This is a genomic window from Sanguibacter inulinus (assembly GCF_013415325.1).
In the GTDB taxonomy this organism is placed as follows: Bacteria; Actinomycetota; Actinomycetes; order Actinomycetales; family Cellulomonadaceae; genus Sanguibacter; species Sanguibacter inulinus.
Window position 1 is genome coordinate 1 of the sequence record NZ_JACBYE010000037.1, and the last position, 18,698, is coordinate 18,698.

Here is an 18,698-nt window from a genome sequence, read left to right on the forward strand (position 1 = left end):
GGCTGGTCGGGTGCGCCCTCCTGTGTGCTCTGCACAGGGCCTGCGCTCTCGTGCCTACTTCGCGAGGAACGCCAGCAGCGCCGCGTTGACCTCGTCCGCATGGGTCCAGAGCAGGCCGTGCGGGGCGCCCTCGACCTCGACGTAGTCGGCCTCGGGGAAGGCCTCGTGGAAGGGGCGGGCTGTCGCGTCGATCGGGAGGATGTTGTCGGCCGTGCCGTGCAGGATGAGCGAGGGCTTGCCGGCCTCGCGGACCGCGGCCACGTCGGCGCGGAAGTCCTCGAGCCAGGCCGGGACGACAGCGTAGGCGGCGACGGGGGCCGAGCCGACGGCGGTGGCCCAGCTGGCGTCGACGGCCTGCTGGCTGATGCGCGACCCGAGGTTCTCGTCGAGGTTGTAGAAGTCGCCGTAGAACTGCGTGAACCACGCGAAGCGGTCTGAGCGGGCGGCCTCGGAGATGCCGTCGAAGACCTCCTGCGGGACGCCCGTCGGGTTGTCGTCGCGCTGGACGAGGAAGGGCTCGAGCGAGGCGAGGAAGGCGAGCTTGGCGACGCGCTCGTGTCCGTGGCGGCTGACGTAGCGGGCGAGCTCGCCCGTGCCCATCGAGAAGCCGACGAGGACGACGTCGCGCAGGTCGAGGGTCTCGAGGAGGGTGTCCAGGTCGGCGGCGAAGGTGTCGTAGTCGTAGCCGGAGCCGACCTTGCTCGACTGGCCGAAGCCGCGGCGGTCGTAGGTGATGACGCGGTACCCGGCGGCGAGGAGCTCGCGGGTCTGGCGCTCCCAGCTGTGGCCGTCGAGGGGGTAGCCGTGGATGAGCACGACGGGCTGACCGCTGCCCTGGTCTTCGTAGTAGAGCTCGACGTCAGTGGTGTTCTCCTGGCCGACGGTGATGCGTCCCATGGGAAGTCCCTTCCAGATCACGGTGAGAACGGTCGTTCTCGCGGTGTTGCTCACACTAGAGAACGATCGTTCTCCGCGCAAGTAGGATGGGGGCATGACTTCCGACGACCTGAGAGAACGCATCGTCGACGCCGCCGACAGCCTGTACTACGCCAAGGGCTACGCCGCCGTCGGCATGGACGAGCTGCGCTCGGCCGCCGGGGTGTCGCTGCGCAGGCTCTACTCGGTGTTCGCCTCGAAGGACGAGATCGTGCTGGCCGTGCTCGACCGCCGCCACCAGATGTGGGAGGACGGTGTGGCCGAGCGGGTGGGCCGGGTCGAGGACCCGCGCGAGAAGCTGCTCGCGGTCTACGACTACCTCGCCGACTGGTTCTGCGACGACGAGTTCCGCGGCTGCGGGTTCATCAACGCCTTCGGCGAGCTCGGTGGGACGAACCCTGCCGTCGCGCAGGCGGTCCGGGAGCACAAGGCGTCCTTCCAGAGGTTCGTCGCCGGCCTCGTCGAGGCGGCTGGAGCCTCGCCGGCGCTCGCCGCCCAGCTCGCGATCCTCGCCGAGGGCGCGCAGACGACCGCCGCGATCTCGGGGGACCCTGCTGTCGCCGCCCAGGCGCGCGGCGCGGCCGAGGTGCTGGTCGCCGCAGCGGGAGCGGCGGCAGACCCCAGGGCCGCCTGAGGTCCACCCGGCACCAGGTGCCGTACCAGGCCACCTGCTGACACGCGCGATGCCCGGGCAGGCACAGATGGGGAGCCTGCACCATCGTCTCGGTGGGCGTGGCGCACCGTCCTCCCGCACGATGATCAGATGGGACTCTTCACCAAGCTCGGCCGCCGCACCTCCTCGCCGCAGGAGTGGGCGCAGCTCTGGGAGCTTCTCGTCCCGCTCGGTGGGCAGACCACCCCGGACGCCGTCGACAGGTGGTCGCGCTGGGCCCGCGCGCTGCCGGCCGAGACGCTGACGGTGGCCGCGGAGCAGCTGGCCGAGGCCTATGCCCTGCTGGACACCGAGCAGCACGGACGGGCCCTCGCCGTCGAGCCCTTCACAGGTCTGGACCGGCCCTTCGCCAGGATGAGGTTCCTCAGGGTGCTCGACCGCGTGATCCTCGCCGGTCCCGACGCCGTGCAGAAGGTGGCCGACGCGCCCGAGCTCGTCCGCGGCTACGACACGGTCCACCTGCTCGACCCGGAGCAGAGCCTCGGATCGACGGCCCCCGCCCTCGTGCACCTGTCCCGCCTGCTCGACGAGGCGAGGGTGCTGGGTGGCCAGTCCGCGCCGACGGTCGGCGAGCTGCCGCAGCCCGAGGAGACCGAGGCCCTGCGCGCCATGATGCAGCTGGAGCACGGGTCTGCCTCAGGAGGTTGGGGGTCGAGCCGCCGCTGGCCCACGCTCAGGTCCGCCAAGGCGTCCCGGCGGACGAGGTTCTCGATCGAAGACCCGGAGATCGCGTGGATCGACGTAGACGCCTCGATCCTCTGCGAGGACGAGTCGGGGGACGCCCCCGCTGACCACGTGCACGACGAGTCCTGCTGGACCGGTGCGGGCCGTGCAGCGACCCTCGAGGTCTACACGGCGCTCGGTGGAGCGGCCGGGGCGCAGCACGAGCTGTGCCACCGCCAGGTGGGCGTCGAGGTGGTCTCGGCCGAGGATGCGACGGCAGACGGAGGTGCACCGGACGTCGACGAGGCGCTCCCGATGGTCCTGGTCGAGCTGGTGCTCACCGACGCCGAGCTCGCCGTCGTCGACCCGCCCGCCCGCGTCGCGCTGCTCGTGCGCCGGAGCGCGGAACGGCTCGCCCGGACGGCGCTGCCGTGGAGCGCGAGCAACCGGACGGCGCTCGTCGGGCTCGCGGCAGGGCAGGCTGCCTGAGGGATCTCTCAGCGGTATGCGGCGGGAGCGCGAGGGCTGCCTGTCCTCGTGACCGTCGCTGCAGGCCAGCCGTCTGACACCCTGTGCGTGGCGTGCCAGCGCAGCGGGGAGTCAGCGCAGCGTGCCCCCGCACGCCGCGCCCGTCTCACGCAAGGGACCAACGTCCAGCATCTGAGCACTTCCAGCAGACCGTTGACAGTGGCGTCTGCCGTGCATACCTTCCAGGACATCGAGGTCCACGGGTTCGACCGTGGGCTCCGCCGCACCGGCGGACTGCTGAGGAGACACACCATGACTGGACGCACACTGGGCACGGCGCAGCCGCAACCCGGGCTGTCCCTGTCCTGTTGTCCGGTCTCCGGTGCGCCGCTCACCTGTCGCCGCTGAGCTGAGCGTCACCCCGCGGGCCTGACCCGCGCCGCCGTCACCCTCGGTCCCACGCACGACCTGCGTGGCACCCGGAGCACCGCGAGCCTCGCTCGCCGCCCGGCCTGACGGCCCCCTCGACCTCTGGTCCACGACCAGTCGTCCTCCCGGCGCTGCGCCTGCCTGAGCAGCCGCACACCCGGAACCGCGTCCCGACCCCTCACGCCCGACCACGGCGCGCGGTCAGACGCACCCTCTCGCTGCACCGCACCCCGGTGCGCCCCGCCCACCTCGCCGTGCTGCCGACGTCTCGCGACGCCCGGCGCCGGTGCAGGTCTGGCAGCGGAGCGCCCACCACCGTCACGAAGGACTCTTCGACATGCCCTCCAGCACAGACCGCTCGACCGACCGGACCCTCCACCTCGCTGTCGACCTCACCGACGCCGGCGCCCACCCGGCAGCCTGGCGGACCCTCGGCTCGCAGGCCCGGCAGCTCTTCGACGCCGAGCGCCTGCAGGACCTCGTTTCGACCGCGCAGCGCGGGACCGTCGACCTCGTGCTCTTCGACGACGCCTTCTCGCTCCAGCCCGGTCACCGCGGCGGCGTCCAAGGACGTCTCGACGCCGCGCTCGTCGCCGCCCGCCTCGCCCCGCGCTCGGCCGGCATCGGCCTCGTGCCGACGGTGACGACCACGCACACCGAGCCGTTCCACGTGTCGAAGGCCCTCGCGACCATCGACCACGCGAGCCACGGCCGAGCCGGCTGGCAGGTCGCGGTGTCGACGGGCACGGACGACGCTGCGCACGTCGGGCGCCGCCCGGCCCCCGACCTCGACGCCGCCTGGGCAGAGGCCGGCGAGGCCATCGACGTGGTGTCCCGGCTCTGGGACAGCTGGGAGGACGACGCCGAGATCCGCGACACCGCGACGGGGCGCTTCGTCGACCGCGACAAGCTGCACTACGTGGACCACGACGGCGTGCACTTCGCCGTGAAGGGCCCGTCCATCACGCCCCGACCGCCGCAGGGACATCCCGTCGTGGTGGTGCGCGGGGACAGCGACGCCGCCCTCGCGGTCGCCGCCGAGCACGCCGACGTCGTGCGGGTCCGGGCCACGACCCTCGAGCAGGCCCGCGGCCTCCGCGAGCAGGTCCGCGCCGCCGCCGCCGCCCACGGGCGCAACCCCGACGACGTGATCGTGCTCGTCGACCTCTACGCCGTCATCGGCCCGGACCGGGCGAGCGCCCAGGCGCGCCTCGACCTGCTCGAGGGCCTGGCCGGGGTGTCGTGGGACACCGACTCGTACACGCACGTCGGCACCGACCGTGACCTCGCCGCGACGGCCGAGGAGTGGCTGCTCGCCGGGGCGACCGACGGCTTCACGGTCCGGCCATCGTCGCTGCAGACCGACCTCGTGGCCCTGGTCGACGGGGTCGTCCCGCTGCTGCGCCGCGCAGGGATGTACAAGAGCGAGTACTCGGGCAGCACGCTGCGCGACAGCCTCGGTCTGGCCCGCCCGGCCAACCGCTACGCCGCCGCGATCGCCTGAGAGGACGAGCACCCATGACCACGACACCCGCGCCCCGCCCGGACGGCCGTCCCCGCAAGCAGATCCACCTCGGCGCCCACTTCCCCGGCGTCAACAACACGACGGTGTGGAGCGACCCGCGCTCGCGCAGCCACATCGACTTCGAGTCTTTCGAGTACCTCGCCCGGCGCGCCGAGGCTGCACGCTTCGACTTCTTCTTCCTCGCCGAGGGCCTGCGGCTCCGTGAGCACAAGGGCCGCATCCACGACCTCGACGTCGTCGGTCGCCCGGACACGCTCCCCGTCCTCGCCTCGCTCGCGGCGGTCACCGACCGTCTCGGTCTTGCCGGGACGATCAACACGACCTTCAACGAGCCCTACGAGCTCGCCCGGCAGTTCGCCACCCTCGACCTGCTCTCGGGCGGCCGGGCCGCCTGGAACCTCGTGACCAGCTCGGACGCCTTCACAGGGGCGAACTTCCGCCGCGGCGGGTTCCTCGACTACTCCGAGCGCTACGAGCGTGCCGCGGAGATCGTCGACGTCGCCCGCCAGCTGTGGGACTCCTGGTCCGACGACGCGATCGACGCCGACCCCGAGACCGGGGCCTTCCTGCGCGAGGGCGCGGTCCAGCGGGTCGACCACGACGGCAAGCACTTCGACGTGCACGGCACCTTCACCACGCCGCGCGGCCCGCAGGGGCACCCTGTGCTGTTCCAGGCCGGCGACTCGGGGGAGGGCCGCGAGTTCGCCGCCGCGACGGCCGACGTCGTCTTCTCCCTGCACGGCACCTTCGAGGACGGTCAGGTGTTCTACCGCGACGTCAAGGACCGCCTGGCGGCCTACGGACGCACCGAGGACTCGCTCAAGATCCTCCCCGCGACGACCGTCGTCCTCGGCGACACCGCAGAAGACGCTGCCGAGGAGGCCGCGCTCATCCGCCGCCAGCAGGTGTCCGGGCAGACCGCGATCGCGTACCTCGAGCAGGTGTGGGGCCGCGACCTCACGGCCTACGACCCCGAGGGTCCCCTGCCCGACGTCGAGCCGGACGTCGACAACGCCTCGCTGACCCGCGGCAAGGTCCGGCACGTCAAGGACCCCGGGCCCGTCGTGGCCGCGTGGCGCGAGAAGGCCGCCGCGAAGGGCTGGTCGATCCGTGACCTCGTGATCGAGGTGACCACCCGCAACCAGTTCGTCGGGACCGCCCAGCAGGTGGCGGACGACATCGACCGCTACGTGCAGGAAGACGCCTCGGACGGCTTCATCCTCGTCCCGCACCTCACGCCCGAGGGACTCGACCCGTTCTTCGACAGCGTGGTGCCGCTGCTCCAGGAGCGTGGGTCCTTCCGCACCGAGTACGAGGGCACGACGCTGCGCGAGCACCTCGGCCTCGAGCTCCCCGGTGTCGGCGGCACACAGGCAGCAGACCTCGAAGGGGCACGCGCATGACCACGACCGACGAGCGCACGACGACGGCTGCGACCACGGACGAGCAGAGCCCCGAGGCCGCCTGGGCGCAGTGGCACGCAGAGCGCGAGCAGGGCCTCACGGGCGAGCACGGCTGGTTGACGCTCGTCGCACTCAGGTTCCTCTCGGGCGCACCTCAGAGCATCCCCGGGCTGGCAGGAGAGTGGTGGGCCGATGCCGACGGAGCCCACGTCCGGGCGACCGCCGACGAGGGCCTGCTGGCCTGGGACACCCGGACCGGGCGCGAGGCCAGCCAGACGCCCCTCGACGGACAGCACACCGTCGTCGTCCCGGAGGCCGGCTCGACGCTCGCGGCCCTCGGCGCCGACGGGGTCGCGGCCGAGGTCGCGCTGCGCACAGGGCGCTACCTCGTCAGGGTCCGTGACCCGAAGGCGCCGGCACGCACAGGGTTCACGGGTGTGCCGACCTACGCCTACGACCCGTCCTGGGTCCTCGACGCACCGGTCCGCTGGTTCGACGAGCCCCGCCCGACCCTCGTCCGGGCCGCCCAGCCGGGCCTGCGCCACCACGTCCACGTGGTCGGCGAGGTCGACGTGGTCCGTGACGGGCAGACGGCGACCCTCGCGGTGACCGGGCAGCAGGCCGGCACAGGGACGGTGCTCTTCTCCGACACGGCGCAGGACACCGCCGAGTGGCGCGTCGTCTCGCTCCCTCCCGTGGACGAGGCAGCCGACGACCACGCTGCTGGCGACCGAGCTGCTGGCGGTCTGCCCACGACGGTGCGGCTCGACCTCAACCGGGCGATCAACTTCCCTGCGGCCTTCTCCGACTACGGCACGTGCCCGCGCCCTGTCGACAGCAACCACCTCTCGTTCCCCGTGACCGCCGGAGAGAAGGCACCCCGATGAGCACCGCGACCCGCCGCACCGCCGGCGTGAGCCCGGGCGACGAGCTCGACGTCCGCGAGGTCCACCTCGACGACCCGCTCGTGCGGCCCTTGCTCGAAGACCTCGCGCACGAGTACGCCACCCGGTACAGCGACCAGCTGACCGAGGACGAGCTGCTCCGTGAGATGTCGGAGTACCCGGCCGAGGACTTCGCAGCCCCGCACGGGCGCCTGCTCCTCGTGCTCGCGGCAGGTGTCCCCGTCGCGGGTGGTGCCTACCGTCGCCGGACCGAGCCCGAGCTCGGCGACCTCGCGCGCAGCGCCCACCCCGAGGCGGCTCGCACCGAGGACGGCAGCCCGGCGGTCCCGACGGCCGAGCTCAAGCGGATCTGGACGCACAACGCGCACCGCCGTCGCGGCCTCGCCCGCCTCGTGCTCACCGAGCTCGAGCGGCGCGCCGGCCAGAACGGCTACGAGCGCATCTACCTGACGACCGGACCCCGTCAACCCGAGGCCGCAGGCCTCTACCTCTCGGCCGGCTACGCGCCGCTCTACGACCCGGCGGTCCAGGCGGAGCGGCCCGGCCCGCTCGCCTTCGAGAAGTGGCTCTGTCCGAGGTGACCTCACGCGCACCGGCGGTCGACGCACCCGCCCCCGGGTCACCCGGGAACCCCGCACACCTGAAGGTCAGCCATGAGCTCAGCACTCTCCACACCGCCCTCGACGGGTAGGTCGGCTAACTCCGCCGCGCCGCCCGGCCTCACCAAGAGCACAATCAGCACTGTCAGCAAGGACCCCGCGGCACCCACGTCGCCCTCGGCCCCTTCGGCCCCTTCGGCCCTGCCGCGGGCCACCCGCGCCGAGCTCGAGTCGCTGCGCGTCGTCGGTGCCCGGCACCCGTGGCGCTGGGTCGCGACGGCGGCCGTGGCCGTCCTCCTCGCGATGGTCGTCAGCTCCCTCGTGACGAACCAGCGCTGGGAGTGGTCGGTCGTCTTCCAGTACCTCACCTGGCCCTCGATCCTCTCCGGCCTGTGGGGCACGCTGCGGCTCACCCTGGTGGCCGCGGTCATCGGCTTCGGTCTGGGCACCGTGCTCGCCCTCATGAGGCTCTCGCGCTCGCCGCTGCTGCGCGCGGTGTCGTGGGCCTACACCTGGGTGTTCCGTTCGGTGCCGCTGATCCTCCAGCTGCTGCTCTGGTACAACCTCGCGTACCTGTACCCGAGCCTCACGCTGGGCATCCCCTTCGGGCCGTCCTTCGCGGAGTTCGGCACCCTCGACGTCATCAACAAGTTCGGTGCGGCGATCCTCGGACTCGGGCTCTCGCAGGCGGCGTACTCGGCGGAGATCGTCCGGGCCGGGATCCTCAGCGTCGACCAGGGCCAGCACGAGGCGGCGGCGGCGCTCGGCATCCCGCGGGCCCGGCAGTCGACCCGCATCGTGCTGCCGCAGGCCATGCGGACCATCGTGCCGACCTCGGTCAACGAGATCATCGGTCTGGTCAAGGGCACGTCGGTCGTCTACGTCCTGGCCTACGGCGAGCTCTTCTACACCGTCGGTGTCATCTACGGACGCAACCAGCGGGTCGTCCCGCTGCTCATGGTCGCGGCGATCTGGTACGTCATCATCACCACGGTCATCACCGTCATCCAGTTCTACGTGGAACGTCACTACGCCAAGGGCGCCGTCAGGACGCTCCCGCCGACCCCGCTCCAGGTCGCCCGGTGGACCGTGCTGCGCACGTGGTCCCGCCTCACAGGCCGCCCTGCGCACCCGTCCCTGCCGCCGGCCTTCGCCGTGCGGACCGGCAACGGACGGGGGCACCTCACCCGCACAGGCCGTCCGAGCGCTGCACAGCCGAGCACCTCGCAGCCGAGCACCGCACAGCCGAGCGCCGCACACCCGAGCACCGCACGCACCGAGGGAGGTGTCGCATGAGCACCGCGACAGGCACCCGCGGCCTCCTCGAAGTCCACGGCGTCCACAAGAGCTACGGCACCCTCGAGGTCCTCCACGACGTCGACCTCACCGTCCAGCCGGGTGAGGTCACCGTGATCCTCGGCCCGTCGGGATCGGGCAAGTCGACGCTGCTCCGCGTGGTCAACCACCTGGAGAAGGTCGACAGGGGCTTCGTCGCCCTCGACGGCGACCTCATCGGGTACTCGCGCAGCGGCGACACGCTCCGCGAGCTCAAGGAGAAGGCCGTCCTCGCCCAGCGCACCCAGATCGGCTTCGTGTTCCAGAGCTTCAACCTCTTCCCGCACCTGACCGTCCTCGAGAACGTCGTCGAGGCGCCGGTGAGCGCGCAGGGCCGCAAGCGGTCCGAGGTCGAGGTCGAGGCGCGTGAGCTGCTGGCCCGCGTCGGGCTCGCCGACAAGGCCGACGCCCGGCCGCGCCAGCTCTCGGGCGGTCAGCAGCAGCGCGTGGCGATCGCCCGGGCCCTGGCCACCAAGCCGCGGCTGCTGCTCTTCGACGAGCCGACGTCGGCCCTCGACCCCGAGCTCGTCGGGGAGGTCCTCGACGTCATCAAGGCCCTGGCGCACGACGGGACCACCCTCGTGGTCGTCACCCACGAGATCGGCTTCGCCCGGGAGGTCGCGGACACCGTCGTGTTCATGGACTCCGGGCGCATCGTCGAGCAGGGCCCCGCGGCCCAGGTGATCGACGACCCGCAGCACCCCCGCACGAAGGCGTTCCTCGACAAGGTCCTCTGAGCCCGACGGTCCTCGCGGTCGTCGGCCCCTCGGGACCGAGCGGCCCCTCGGGACCACCCGGTGCGCGGCTGCTCGGCCACCGGTCCGGCACGTCGCCGACCAGCACGACGCCCACCAGCACGCAGCACGACAGTCTCCCGCGCAGCCGACCGGCCGGCGCGGCCCCGCTCGTACCCTCTCGCCCCCCGCGAGACCACCCGGAAGGTCCACCTCATGTCCCGTCCCACCACCCGCAACCTCGTCGGCAGCCGTCCCCGCAGCCCCCGCCGCCGTGCCGCTGCAGCGCTGCTCGTGCTTCCCCTCGTCGCGGCCCTGGCAGCGTGCTCCTCGAGCAACGCCGAAGAGCCCGGTGGGAACCAGCTCGAGGCCGACGCGAAGGCCGCCGGCCTCACCGTCAACCTCACGCCGGACCAGGACAGGATCACCACGACCGAGTCGGCCGAGGCCGTCGCCCTCCTGCCCGAGGCCTACGCCGACGTCGACACCCTCACCATCGCGGTGAGTGCCTACGTCGCACCGTTGTCGTTCCTCGCCGACGACGAGAAGACCCCGATCGGCAACGAGACGGACATCGCGCACCTCATCGGCGACGCTCTCGGCAAGGAGGTCCAGCTCGAGGTCAAGGCCTGGGCCGACTGGCCCCTTGCGCTGCAGTCGGGCGACGTCGACGCGACGATCGCGAACGTGACCGTCACCGAGGAGCGCAAGGAGCTCTTCGACTTCTCGTCCTACAGGGTCGACCAGCTCGGCTGGCTCGTCCAGGCGGACAGCGAGATCGCCGAGATCGACGAGGCCGCAGACGTCGCCGGGCTCACGGTCGCCGTGGGCTCGGGCACCAACCAGGAGAAGATCTTGCTCGCCTGGGACGAGGCCAACCAGGCCGAGGGACTCGAGCCCGTGAACATCGAGTACTTCGAGAACGACGGCGACACGACCCTGGCGCTCCAGTCCGGACGGATCGACGCGACCTTCGGCCCGAACGCCACCTCGGCGTACAAGGCGGCCGTCGCCCCGCAGGACTTCAAGGTGGTCGGCATCGTCAACGGCGGCTGGCCCGACACCGCGCAGATCGCTGCGGCGACCCTCAAGGGCAACGACCTCGCCCCCGCGATCACCGCGGCGATCAACCACGCGATCGAGGACGGGTCCTACGACAAGGTCCTCGAGCGCTGGGGCCTGACCGAAGAGGCCGTCACCGAGTCCGAGACGAACCCGGCAGGTCTGCCGAAGTCCTGACCCGCCAGCACGAGCCGAGCACCCTGGAGCCTGAACGACCGGGAGCGACCGTGGCTCGTCGGCAGGCCGCCCCGCCCGGAGCGGGCCGGGACACCCGCCTCAGCGGCGTCCCGGTCCGCACCTGACGACACAGCGCAGCACCTCACCCAGCACCGCACGCACCACGCACGCACTGCACCGCACCGCACCGCACCGCACGCACCAGGAGAGCCACCATGAGCCGCGTCCCCCTCTCGATCCTCGACCTCGCCCCCGTCTCGTCCGGCTCGACCGGCGCGCAGACCCTCCGGGACTCGGTCGCGCTCGCCGAGCGGGCCGACGCGCTCGGCTACACCCGCTACTGGTTCGCCGAGCACCACCTCTCCGCAGGCGTCGCGTCGTCGTCGCCCGCGGTCCTCGCCGCGCTGGTCGCAGGGCGCACCCAGCACCTGCGTGTGGGCACAGGCGCGGTGCTGCTCAGCACCACGAGCCCGCTCGTCGCCGCCGAGCAGCTCGCGACGGTCGCCGCGCTGCACCCGGGTCGGGTGGACCTCGGCGTGGGGCGTGCCTTCACGCCGCCGACCAAGCAGGCTGCCGCCTCGGACGCGGCCGAGGCATCCGAGAGCGCAGCCGCTCCGGCTCGTCCTGCCCGCAAGCCCGCCGCCCCGGCGCGTGACGTCGACGGGCTGCACGTCCCGTCCGCCCCGCCGATCGACTTCACGGACTCCGCGCTGCGCGAGCGGCTGCTCGGCCAGCAGCGTGTGGTCTCGGCCAACCGTCAGCCCGCGCCCTTCCGCGACGAGCTCGAGGTCGTCCTCGGCCTGCAGGCCGGCACCTACACAGACGCCGACGGCGTGCCCCACGTGAGCGCGCCCGTCGAGGGCACCGACGCCGAGCTCTGGGTCCTCGCCTCGAGCGGCGGGGAGTCCGCCGAGGTGGCCGGCGCGCTCGGTCTGCCGCTCGTCGCGAACTACCACGTGAGCCCCGCGACGATCCTCGAGACCGTGGCCTCGTACAGGGCGGCCTTCGTCCCGGGGGTCCTCGACGAGCCCTACGTCGTGGTGTCGGCCGACGTCCTCGTCGCCGAGACCGAGGCGCAGGCCGAGCTCGCCGGAGCCCCCTTCGCCGAGTGGGTGCTGTCCATCCGCACCGGGCTCGCGGGGGCGATCGCCTACCCGCGGCCCGAAGACGCCCTCGCCCGTGAGTGGACCGACGCCGAGCGTGCGCTCGTCCTCGACCGGACGGCGACCCGGTTCGTCGGGTCGCCGGAGCAGGTCGTCGCGCGGCTCGAGGCGCTCCAGCGCGTGACCGGGGCTGACGAGATCCTCACGACGACCATCGCCTTCGACCCTGCTGACAGGGTGCGCTCGGCCGAGCTGCTCGCGCAGGCGTGGGGGCTCGAGGCACCGGCGGCGGCAGCGGGTGCGGCGGCCTCTGAGCCGGCGGCTACGTCTACGCCTGCGACCGCCGGTGGCGCCGCGGCAGCGCACGACACCGACGAGCCCGCGCACGCCGAGGACGTCTCGGTGAGCGACGCCTTCGGGCAGGTCGCCACGCACCTGGTCGGGTCAGGAGCGCACTCGTGACGGCGGTCGACGAGAAGGCCTCGCGCCCTGACGCCACCGCACCGCACTCCGTCGCCCCCGCGCCGCGCGACACCGCCACAGCACCGCGCGACGCCACCACCGCACCGCGTGACACCGAGTCCGTCACCGTCCGGCTCGTCGAGCCCTCCGAGCACGACGCCGTCGCCGCGCTGCTCGTCGACGCCTACACGAGCGACTACGACATCTCGGGGGAGTACCGGGTGAGCCTGTCGGCCGTCGCCGAGCGGGCTGCCGAGCACGAGGTGTGGGTGGCGGTCGGCGCCGACGACCAGCTGCTCGGGACAGTCGCGACACCGCGCGCGGGGCGGCTCATCTCCGAGCTCGCCCGTGACGGCGAGCTCGACTTCAGGCTCTTGGGCGTCTCTCCGGCGGACCGCGGGCGTGGGGTCGGCGAGACGCTCACGCGGCACGTCCTCGACCTCGCGCGGGAGCGCGGCGCGAGCCGGGTGGTCATGAACTCCGGACCGCAGATGATCTCCGCCCACAGGCTCTACCACCGGCTCGGCTTCGCCAGGTTCCACGAGCGGGAGACGCGCGTCCTCGACGACGGCACCCGCCTCTTCGCCTTCGTGCTCGAGCTCTCCGCCCCGGCGGCGCCCAGCGTGCCGGGCGGAGCCGGCGGACCCGGCGCACCCGGCGCACCCGGTGCGACCCCGGTCCCCGCAGCACCAGCGCACCACCAGTCCACCGATCCCCGCACAGCAAAGGCCTGACACCATGCCCGTCGAGTTCCTCGGCATCGCGACCACGTCCGACGCCTCCGAGACCACCGAGCGCACCACGGCGTCCTTCGACAAGGACTACCTGCTGCGCATCGTCCGCGCGCACGAACACAACGACTGGACGCGGGTGCTCTTCGCCTACGGCTCGAGCGGCCCGGAGCCCTCGGTCCTCGCGTCGTACGTCGCCGCGCACCTCGACACCGTCGAGCTGCTGCTGGCGCACCGCCCGAACGTCTCGTACCCGACCTTCGCCGCGAAGAGCTTCGCGACCCTCGACCAGCTGTCGCAGGGACGCCTGTCGGTCCACTTCATCACCGGCGGCAACGACCACGAGCAGCAGCGCGAGGGGGACACCCTCACCAAGGACGAGCGCTACGCCCGCACCCAGGAGTACATCCAGGTCATCAAGAAGGCCTGGACGAGCGCCGAGCCCTTCGACCACGAGGGCACGTACTACCAGCTGGCCGACTTCGTCGCGGAGATCAAGCCCTACGAGGGCCGGGTGCCGACCATCTCCTTCGGCGGGTCCTCCGCAGCCGCGTTCCAGGTGGGCGCAGCCGAGGCTGACATCTACGCGGTGTGGGGCGAGCCGCTCGCGAGCACCTCCGAGCAGATCGAGACCGTGCACGCCGCGGCCGCCGCGGCAGGTCGGGTCACGCCGCCCCGCATCCACGCCGCCTTCCGTCCGATCATCGCGCCGACCGAGGCGCTCGCGTGGGAGAAGGCCGACCAGGTCCTCGGACGCATCGAGGCCCGCAAGGCCGCTGCGGGCGGGTCGATCAGCCGGCGCCACCCGCTGACGAAGCCCGAGAACGCGGGGTCCCAGCGCCTGCTCGAGATCGCCGCCCGCGGTGACCGCCACGACTCCGTGCTGTGGACCGCCCCCGCGAAGGCGACAGGTGGTGCGGGCAACTCCAACGCCCTCGTCGGGACGCCCGAGCAGGTCGCCGAGGCGCTGCTCGCCTACTACGACCTCGGGGTCAGGATCCTCTCGGCGCGCGGCTACGACCTGCTGCACGACGCTGCGGACTTCGGTCGATACGTCATCCCCCTCGTGCGCGAGGGTGTCGCCCAGCGCGACGCCGAGCTGGCGCGCGAGTCATCGGACGAGGCCGACGCCGAGCGCCGGGCAGCTGCGCACGCCGCGCTCGCCCGCCAGGGCGCGATCGCTGCTGCTGCCGAGGCTGTCGCCTGATGCGGTTCCAGGTCCTCGACATCGTCTTCAACCCTCCGCACCCCGTCACCGGTGAGACCGTGGCACCGGCCGACCGCCTCAACCGCGTGGTCGACACGGCTGTCCTCGCGGAAGAGCTCGGCCTCGACTCCTTCGCTGTCGGCGAGCGGCACGCAGGGGAGGTGCTCTCCTCCTCCCCGACGGTGATCCTCGGGGCGATCGCGGCGCGCACGTCACGGATCTTGCTGAGCACAGGGGTCACGGTGCTCTCGCTCCTCGACCCGGTCCGGGTCGCCGAGGACTACGCGACGATCGACCAGCTGAGCCGCGGACGCTTCGAGATGGTCATCGGCAAGGGCAACGAGGCGGCGCAGTACCCCGTGCTCGGCCTCGACATCGCCAAGCAGTACGAGTACCTGCAGGAGAACTACGAGCTGCTGCGCCAGCTGATCTCGGGCGAGGAGGTCACGTGGTCGGGGACGCACCACGTCCCCCTCGACAGGATCACCACGCTGCCGCGGCCCTTCGCGGGGCCCTTCCGCATCTGGCACGGCTCGGCGACGTCGGCCTTCGCGGTGGACCTCGCCGCTCGGTGGGGCGACCCGATCGTGTCGGCGAACGCCTTCCAGCCGCGTGAGGCCTACAAGGTGCTCATCGACCGCTACCGCGAGCAGTACGCCGAGCACGGGCACGACCCGGCCAAGGCGTACGTCGGCTCCGGGTCCGGCGGGCTGTTCCTCGCGGACACGACCGAGCAGGCCGTCGAGCAGTACAGGCCGATCTACGAGGGGGCCGTGGCGCGCGCCGACGCGCGCGGCTACGACCCGAAGGCCGTCGGCAAGGTGACAGCCTTCCGGACCGTCGAGGAGGCCGTCGAGCGCGGCCCGGCGCTCGTCGGCTCGCCCGAGCGGGTCGTCGAGAAGATCCTCGACTACCACCAGAGCTACGGCCACGACCTCCAGTCGGTCTCGGTCAACCACCTCCTCGACGTGGAGCAGCAGCACGACGTGCTGCGCCGCTTCGCCGAGGAGGTCGTGCCGCAGGTCCGCGCCGAGGTGAAGACCGACCTGTGGACCGAGGCCGACACCGGGCGCGCCACGGGGTTCACTGCAGTCTGAGGACCTGGCACCAGGTCCGTCCCGCGCACCAGAGGAGCACGAGCATGACCGAGCAGGTCGAGACCGTCGTCGTCGGCGGCGGGGTGATGGGGTCGGCCGCCGCCTGGGCCCTCGCCTCGGCCGGCCGTGAGGTGCTGCTCCTCGAGCGCTTCGAGCCCGGGCACGTGCGCGGCGCCTCGCACGGCGCGTCGCGCATCTACCGGACCACCTACGCGGAACCGGAGTACCTCGACCTGGCGCAGGAGGCGCTGGGCCACTGGCGCTCGCTCGAGGCCGACGCTGGTGTCGAGCTCCTGACGCTCACGGGTGGTGTCAGCGGGGGAGCAGGCGACGCGCGCCGCGAGGAGATCGCCGAGGCCTTCGTCGCGCGCGGCGTGCCGCACGAGTGGCTCTCGGCCGAGGCTGCGGGCGAACGGTGGCCCGGGCTGCGCTTCGACGGGCGGGTGCTCCACGAGATCGAGACCGCCGGGCGGGTGCACGCCGACCGGGCCGTCGAGGCCTTCCAGGCTGTCGCGCGTGCTCGGGGTGCCCAGGTCCGGCACTCGACCGCTGTGCTCGGCGTCGACGAGGTCCCCGGCGGTGTGCGGGTGCGGACCGAGCAGGGCGACGTCCTCGCGCAGCGGGTCGTCGTGGCGGTCGGTGCGTGGAGCGCTGGACTCGTCGCACCGCTGCTCGGTGGTACGTCTGGCCCTCTCGGGCCTGGCGGTCTCCCGTTCGTGGTCACCCAGGAGCAGCCCGCGCACTTCGCGCTGCGCGCCGGTGCACCCGACGAGCTGACGTGGCCGAGCTTCACGAACGACCCCGGGCCGTCCCTCGTCGGTCCCGGCCGACGCTGGCCGAGCGGGACCTACGGGCTCGCGACCCCCGGCGAGGGCATCAAGGTCGGGTTCCACGGGGTGGGGCCGCGCACCGACCCGGACCACCGGAGCTTCCAGCCCGAGCAGGGCCAGCTCGACCAGCTGCTCGACTACGTGGCGGAGTGGGTCCCGGGTGTCGACCCGTCGACAGCCGTGCCGATCTCGTGCACGTACACGACGACGCCGGACCACGACTTCGTGCTCGACAGAGTCGGCCGCGTGGTCGTCGCCGCAGGGTTCTCCGGTCACGGATTCAAGTTCGCGCCGTCCCTCGGCCGGGTCCTGCGCGACCTCGCGACCGAAGACGTCGACGGACCTGTCGGTGCTGTCGCCGAGCGTTTCAGGCTGGGCCGCTTCGCGGGGGCCGCGCGGGGCTGACGAGGTCAGCTGCGCGAGGTCGCGCGCTCGCGGACTGCAGCTTCGTCGAGACCGAGTCGAGCACACACAGCGGCAAGGTCGGACGCAGGAGCTTTCGCGGCTGATGCGTCGGCGAGCGCATCGAAGAGCCTGAAGGCAGCGTCGCGCACGAGCCGAGTCTCGGCGATGACTGTCGAGGCGGCATCTCGGTCGACCGGGTGGCGCGGTGCATCATGACGTGGCGATTCGGGCATAAGTGACAGGCTACCGTGTCGGGTCTCAGTCCACCGCGTCGTCGTAGCGCTCGCGGGCATGCTCGATCTCGGGCAGGTGCTCGGTGGTCCACGCGAGCAGGGCGTCGATCGGCTCGCGGAAGGTCTTGCCGAGGGGCGTGATGCTGTACTGCACGGCGACCGGGCGGGTGCCGAGGACCTCGCGGGCGACGACGCCGTTGCGCTCGAGCCTGCGCAGGGTCGCGGTGAGCGACTTCTGCGTCACGGCGGGGATCGCCCGGCGGAGCTCGTTGAACCGCGACGGCCTGTCGCAGAGCTCGGCGAGCACCTGGAGGGACCAGGTGTCGAGGACCTGGGCGATGAGGTCTCGGTGCGCGGGGCCGACAGCGGGGTGGTCGTGGTCCGCGTGGGGCTGGGTGGGCGGAAGGCCAGGTCGCCCGGTGGGTCGTGGCGAGGCGGTGGGCGTGCTGGTCATAGTGCTGATCCTCCGGGTCGGGTGGTCTCCGGCGCGATACCTGGTCTCGTTGAAGTGCTCGCGGGCGACCAGGTATCTCTGGGACACCTGATAGTCCCACCCCTGAGGAGATCCCCATGACCGTCCAGCTGCTGAGCCCCGAGGGCATGCCCCAGCCCGTCCCGTACCACCACGTCGCGGTCGGCACCGGCGCCCGTCAGGTGCACGTGTCCGGGCAGATCTCCCGCGGGCCCGACGGGACGCCGCTCGCCCCTGACGACCTCGCCGGGCAGGTCGCGCAGGCCCTGCGGAACACCGCGACGGGCCTGGCTGGCGCGGGCGCGACCTTCCGCGACGTCGTCCGGCTGACCTTCTACGTCACGCACTGGGCGCCCGAGAAGATCGACGCGTTCATGGCGGGTGTCGAGAGCGTCGCCACCGAGCTCGACCTCCCGACACCGATGCCGCCGGCGTCGCTCATCGGGGTGGAGTACCTCTTCATGCCCGACGTGCTGGTCGAGGTGGAGGCGACGGCTGTGCTCGACTGAGCGTCGGCCGGGGCCGGCGCCGCACCCCCTCAGCCGCCGACCTTCGAGGCGATGACCCCGATGACCGCCGCGCCCCACATGGTCACCATCGAGATGAAGCCGACCACCTGGGCGACCTCCATCAGTCGTGGGGTCGGTGCGTCACCGGGGTTGATAAGACCGAAGACGCCGGTCGTGGTCGAGTACGTCGGACGCATCGGCACGTGGAACTGCCGGACGTCGAAGTCGGTGAGTGCGAGGGCGGGCTCGCCGCGAAGCGCGGCCTGTTCACGGCGGCGCCGGAGCCGGCCCACCTGCACTGCGTACCAGGCGAGGGTGCCGTACTGGGTGATGAAGCTCAGGCCCCACCCGAGGAAGGCCACACCGATCACCGGCCCGGCGTCGTCGGTCGCCCGGATCAGCGCGACGCCGATCGCGACCAGCGCGGCGCCAGCCAGGAGGGCGAAGGGGATGGCCCACCACGAGCCCGAGCGGTCGTCCCTGTAGGGGGACGGCGACCGCACCGGGCGGAGCATCTCGACCAGGTGGTCCCGGTGCGACGGGGTCGCCGTCTCCTTCTCGTCCCATGTCGCCATCGGTCTGCGCCTCCTCGGTCGGGTCCTGCGGCGCCGGGTGGCGCCAGGTCCCGATCATCTGCCCGTGACGACAGCCTCCACCAGCCCTGGCGATGGGGAGAGGTGCACCTCTCCGTCGTCGTCTTGGCTCATCCGCAGCCTGCGGCCGGACCGGTCGTGTCGTCC

The 18,698-nt window shown here is 72.4% G+C and carries 18 protein-coding genes; 15 read left to right on the plus strand and 3 right to left on the minus strand.

The features are described from left to right. Positions 1–54: 54 nt before the first annotated feature. Positions 55–897: an alpha/beta fold hydrolase gene (locus HZZ10_RS13555; RefSeq protein WP_179913905.1), complete on the minus strand. Its 843-nt coding sequence runs from the start codon at positions 895–897 to the stop codon at positions 55–57. Positions 898–991: 94 nt separating this feature from the next. Here HZZ10_RS13555 and HZZ10_RS13560 point away from each other — a divergent pair, with 94 nt between their 5' ends. From HZZ10_RS13560 to HZZ10_RS13625, 14 genes are all read left to right on the plus strand, one after another. Next, on the plus strand, positions 992–1,570 hold the full coding sequence (locus tag HZZ10_RS13560; protein WP_179913906.1) for a TetR/AcrR family transcriptional regulator: 579 nt from the start codon (positions 992–994) through the stop codon (positions 1,568–1,570). A gap of 129 nt (positions 1,571–1,699) precedes the next feature. Beyond that, on the plus strand, positions 1,700–2,761 hold the full coding sequence (locus HZZ10_RS13565; RefSeq protein ID WP_179913907.1) for a hypothetical protein: 1,062 nt from the start codon (positions 1,700–1,702) through the stop codon (positions 2,759–2,761). A gap of 745 nt (positions 2,762–3,506) precedes the next feature. Continuing rightward, entirely contained in the window at positions 3,507–4,673 is a 1,167-nt protein-coding gene (locus tag HZZ10_RS13570) for an LLM class flavin-dependent oxidoreductase (protein WP_179913908.1), read from the plus strand. A gap of 14 nt (positions 4,674–4,687) precedes the next feature. Then, on the plus strand, positions 4,688–6,097 hold the full coding sequence (locus HZZ10_RS13575; protein WP_056127470.1) for an NtaA/DmoA family FMN-dependent monooxygenase: 1,410 nt from the start codon (positions 4,688–4,690) through the stop codon (positions 6,095–6,097). Continuing rightward, positions 6,094–6,984, plus strand: coding sequence for a DUF1684 domain-containing protein (locus HZZ10_RS13580; RefSeq protein ID WP_179913909.1), 891 nt, complete (start codon positions 6,094–6,096; stop codon positions 6,982–6,984). Before HZZ10_RS13575 ends, HZZ10_RS13580 begins: the two co-directional genes overlap by 4 nt. After that, positions 6,981–7,583 (plus strand): GNAT family N-acetyltransferase, encoded by a 603-nt coding sequence (locus HZZ10_RS13585; protein ID WP_179913910.1) that lies wholly within the window; start codon positions 6,981–6,983, stop codon positions 7,581–7,583. Before HZZ10_RS13580 ends, HZZ10_RS13585 begins: the two co-directional genes overlap by 4 nt. A gap of 72 nt (positions 7,584–7,655) precedes the next feature. Next, positions 7,656–8,897, plus strand: a complete 1,242-nt coding sequence (locus HZZ10_RS13590; RefSeq protein ID WP_179913911.1) for an amino acid ABC transporter permease — start codon at positions 7,656–7,658, stop codon at positions 8,895–8,897. After that, positions 8,894–9,673 carry an amino acid ABC transporter ATP-binding protein gene (locus tag HZZ10_RS13595; RefSeq protein WP_179913912.1) on the plus strand — a complete coding sequence of 260 codons (780 nt, stop codon included), beginning with the start codon at positions 8,894–8,896 and terminating at the stop codon, positions 9,671–9,673. The genes HZZ10_RS13590 and HZZ10_RS13595 overlap by 4 nt, the downstream gene beginning before the upstream one ends. A 213-nt stretch (positions 9,674–9,886) precedes the next feature. After that, positions 9,887–10,909, plus strand: a complete 1,023-nt coding sequence (locus tag HZZ10_RS13600; protein WP_179913913.1) for an ABC transporter substrate-binding protein — start codon at positions 9,887–9,889, stop codon at positions 10,907–10,909. Positions 10,910–11,124: 215 nt separating this feature from the next. Then, entirely contained in the window at positions 11,125–12,474 is a 1,350-nt protein-coding gene (locus HZZ10_RS13605) for an LLM class flavin-dependent oxidoreductase (RefSeq protein WP_179913914.1), read from the plus strand. Continuing rightward, positions 12,471–13,208, plus strand: coding sequence for a GNAT family N-acetyltransferase (locus HZZ10_RS13610; protein ID WP_308507579.1), 738 nt, complete (start codon positions 12,471–12,473; stop codon positions 13,206–13,208). The genes HZZ10_RS13605 and HZZ10_RS13610 overlap by 4 nt, the downstream gene beginning before the upstream one ends. Before the next feature lie 4 nt (positions 13,209–13,212). Next, positions 13,213–14,412: an LLM class flavin-dependent oxidoreductase gene (locus HZZ10_RS13615; RefSeq protein WP_179913915.1), complete on the plus strand. Its 1,200-nt coding sequence runs from the start codon at positions 13,213–13,215 to the stop codon at positions 14,410–14,412. Next, entirely contained in the window at positions 14,412–15,509 is a 1,098-nt protein-coding gene (locus HZZ10_RS13620; RefSeq protein ID WP_179913916.1) for an LLM class flavin-dependent oxidoreductase, read from the plus strand. The genes HZZ10_RS13615 and HZZ10_RS13620 overlap by 1 nt, the downstream gene beginning before the upstream one ends. Before the next feature lie 44 nt (positions 15,510–15,553). Further along, positions 15,554–16,744, plus strand: a complete 1,191-nt coding sequence (locus HZZ10_RS13625) for an FAD-dependent oxidoreductase (RefSeq protein WP_179913917.1) — start codon at positions 15,554–15,556, stop codon at positions 16,742–16,744. Between the two features lie 258 nt (positions 16,745–17,002). On the opposite strand, the gene HZZ10_RS13630 is transcribed toward HZZ10_RS13625, so the two are convergent. Continuing rightward, entirely contained in the window at positions 17,003–17,431 is a 429-nt protein-coding gene (locus HZZ10_RS13630; RefSeq protein WP_179913918.1) for a winged helix-turn-helix transcriptional regulator, read from the minus strand. A 116-nt stretch (positions 17,432–17,547) separates the two neighbouring features. On the opposite strand from HZZ10_RS13630, the gene HZZ10_RS13635 reads away from it, so the two are divergent. Continuing rightward, a complete protein-coding gene (locus HZZ10_RS13635; RefSeq protein ID WP_179913919.1) occupies positions 17,548–17,958 on the plus strand; it encodes a RidA family protein in 411 nt (136 codons plus the stop codon). A gap of 29 nt (positions 17,959–17,987) precedes the next feature. Here the strand turns inward: HZZ10_RS13635 and HZZ10_RS13640 are convergent, their stop codons facing one another. Next, positions 17,988–18,533 (minus strand): hypothetical protein, encoded by a 546-nt coding sequence (locus HZZ10_RS13640; RefSeq protein ID WP_179913920.1) that lies wholly within the window; start codon positions 18,531–18,533, stop codon positions 17,988–17,990. Positions 18,534–18,698 lie beyond the last annotated feature (165 nt).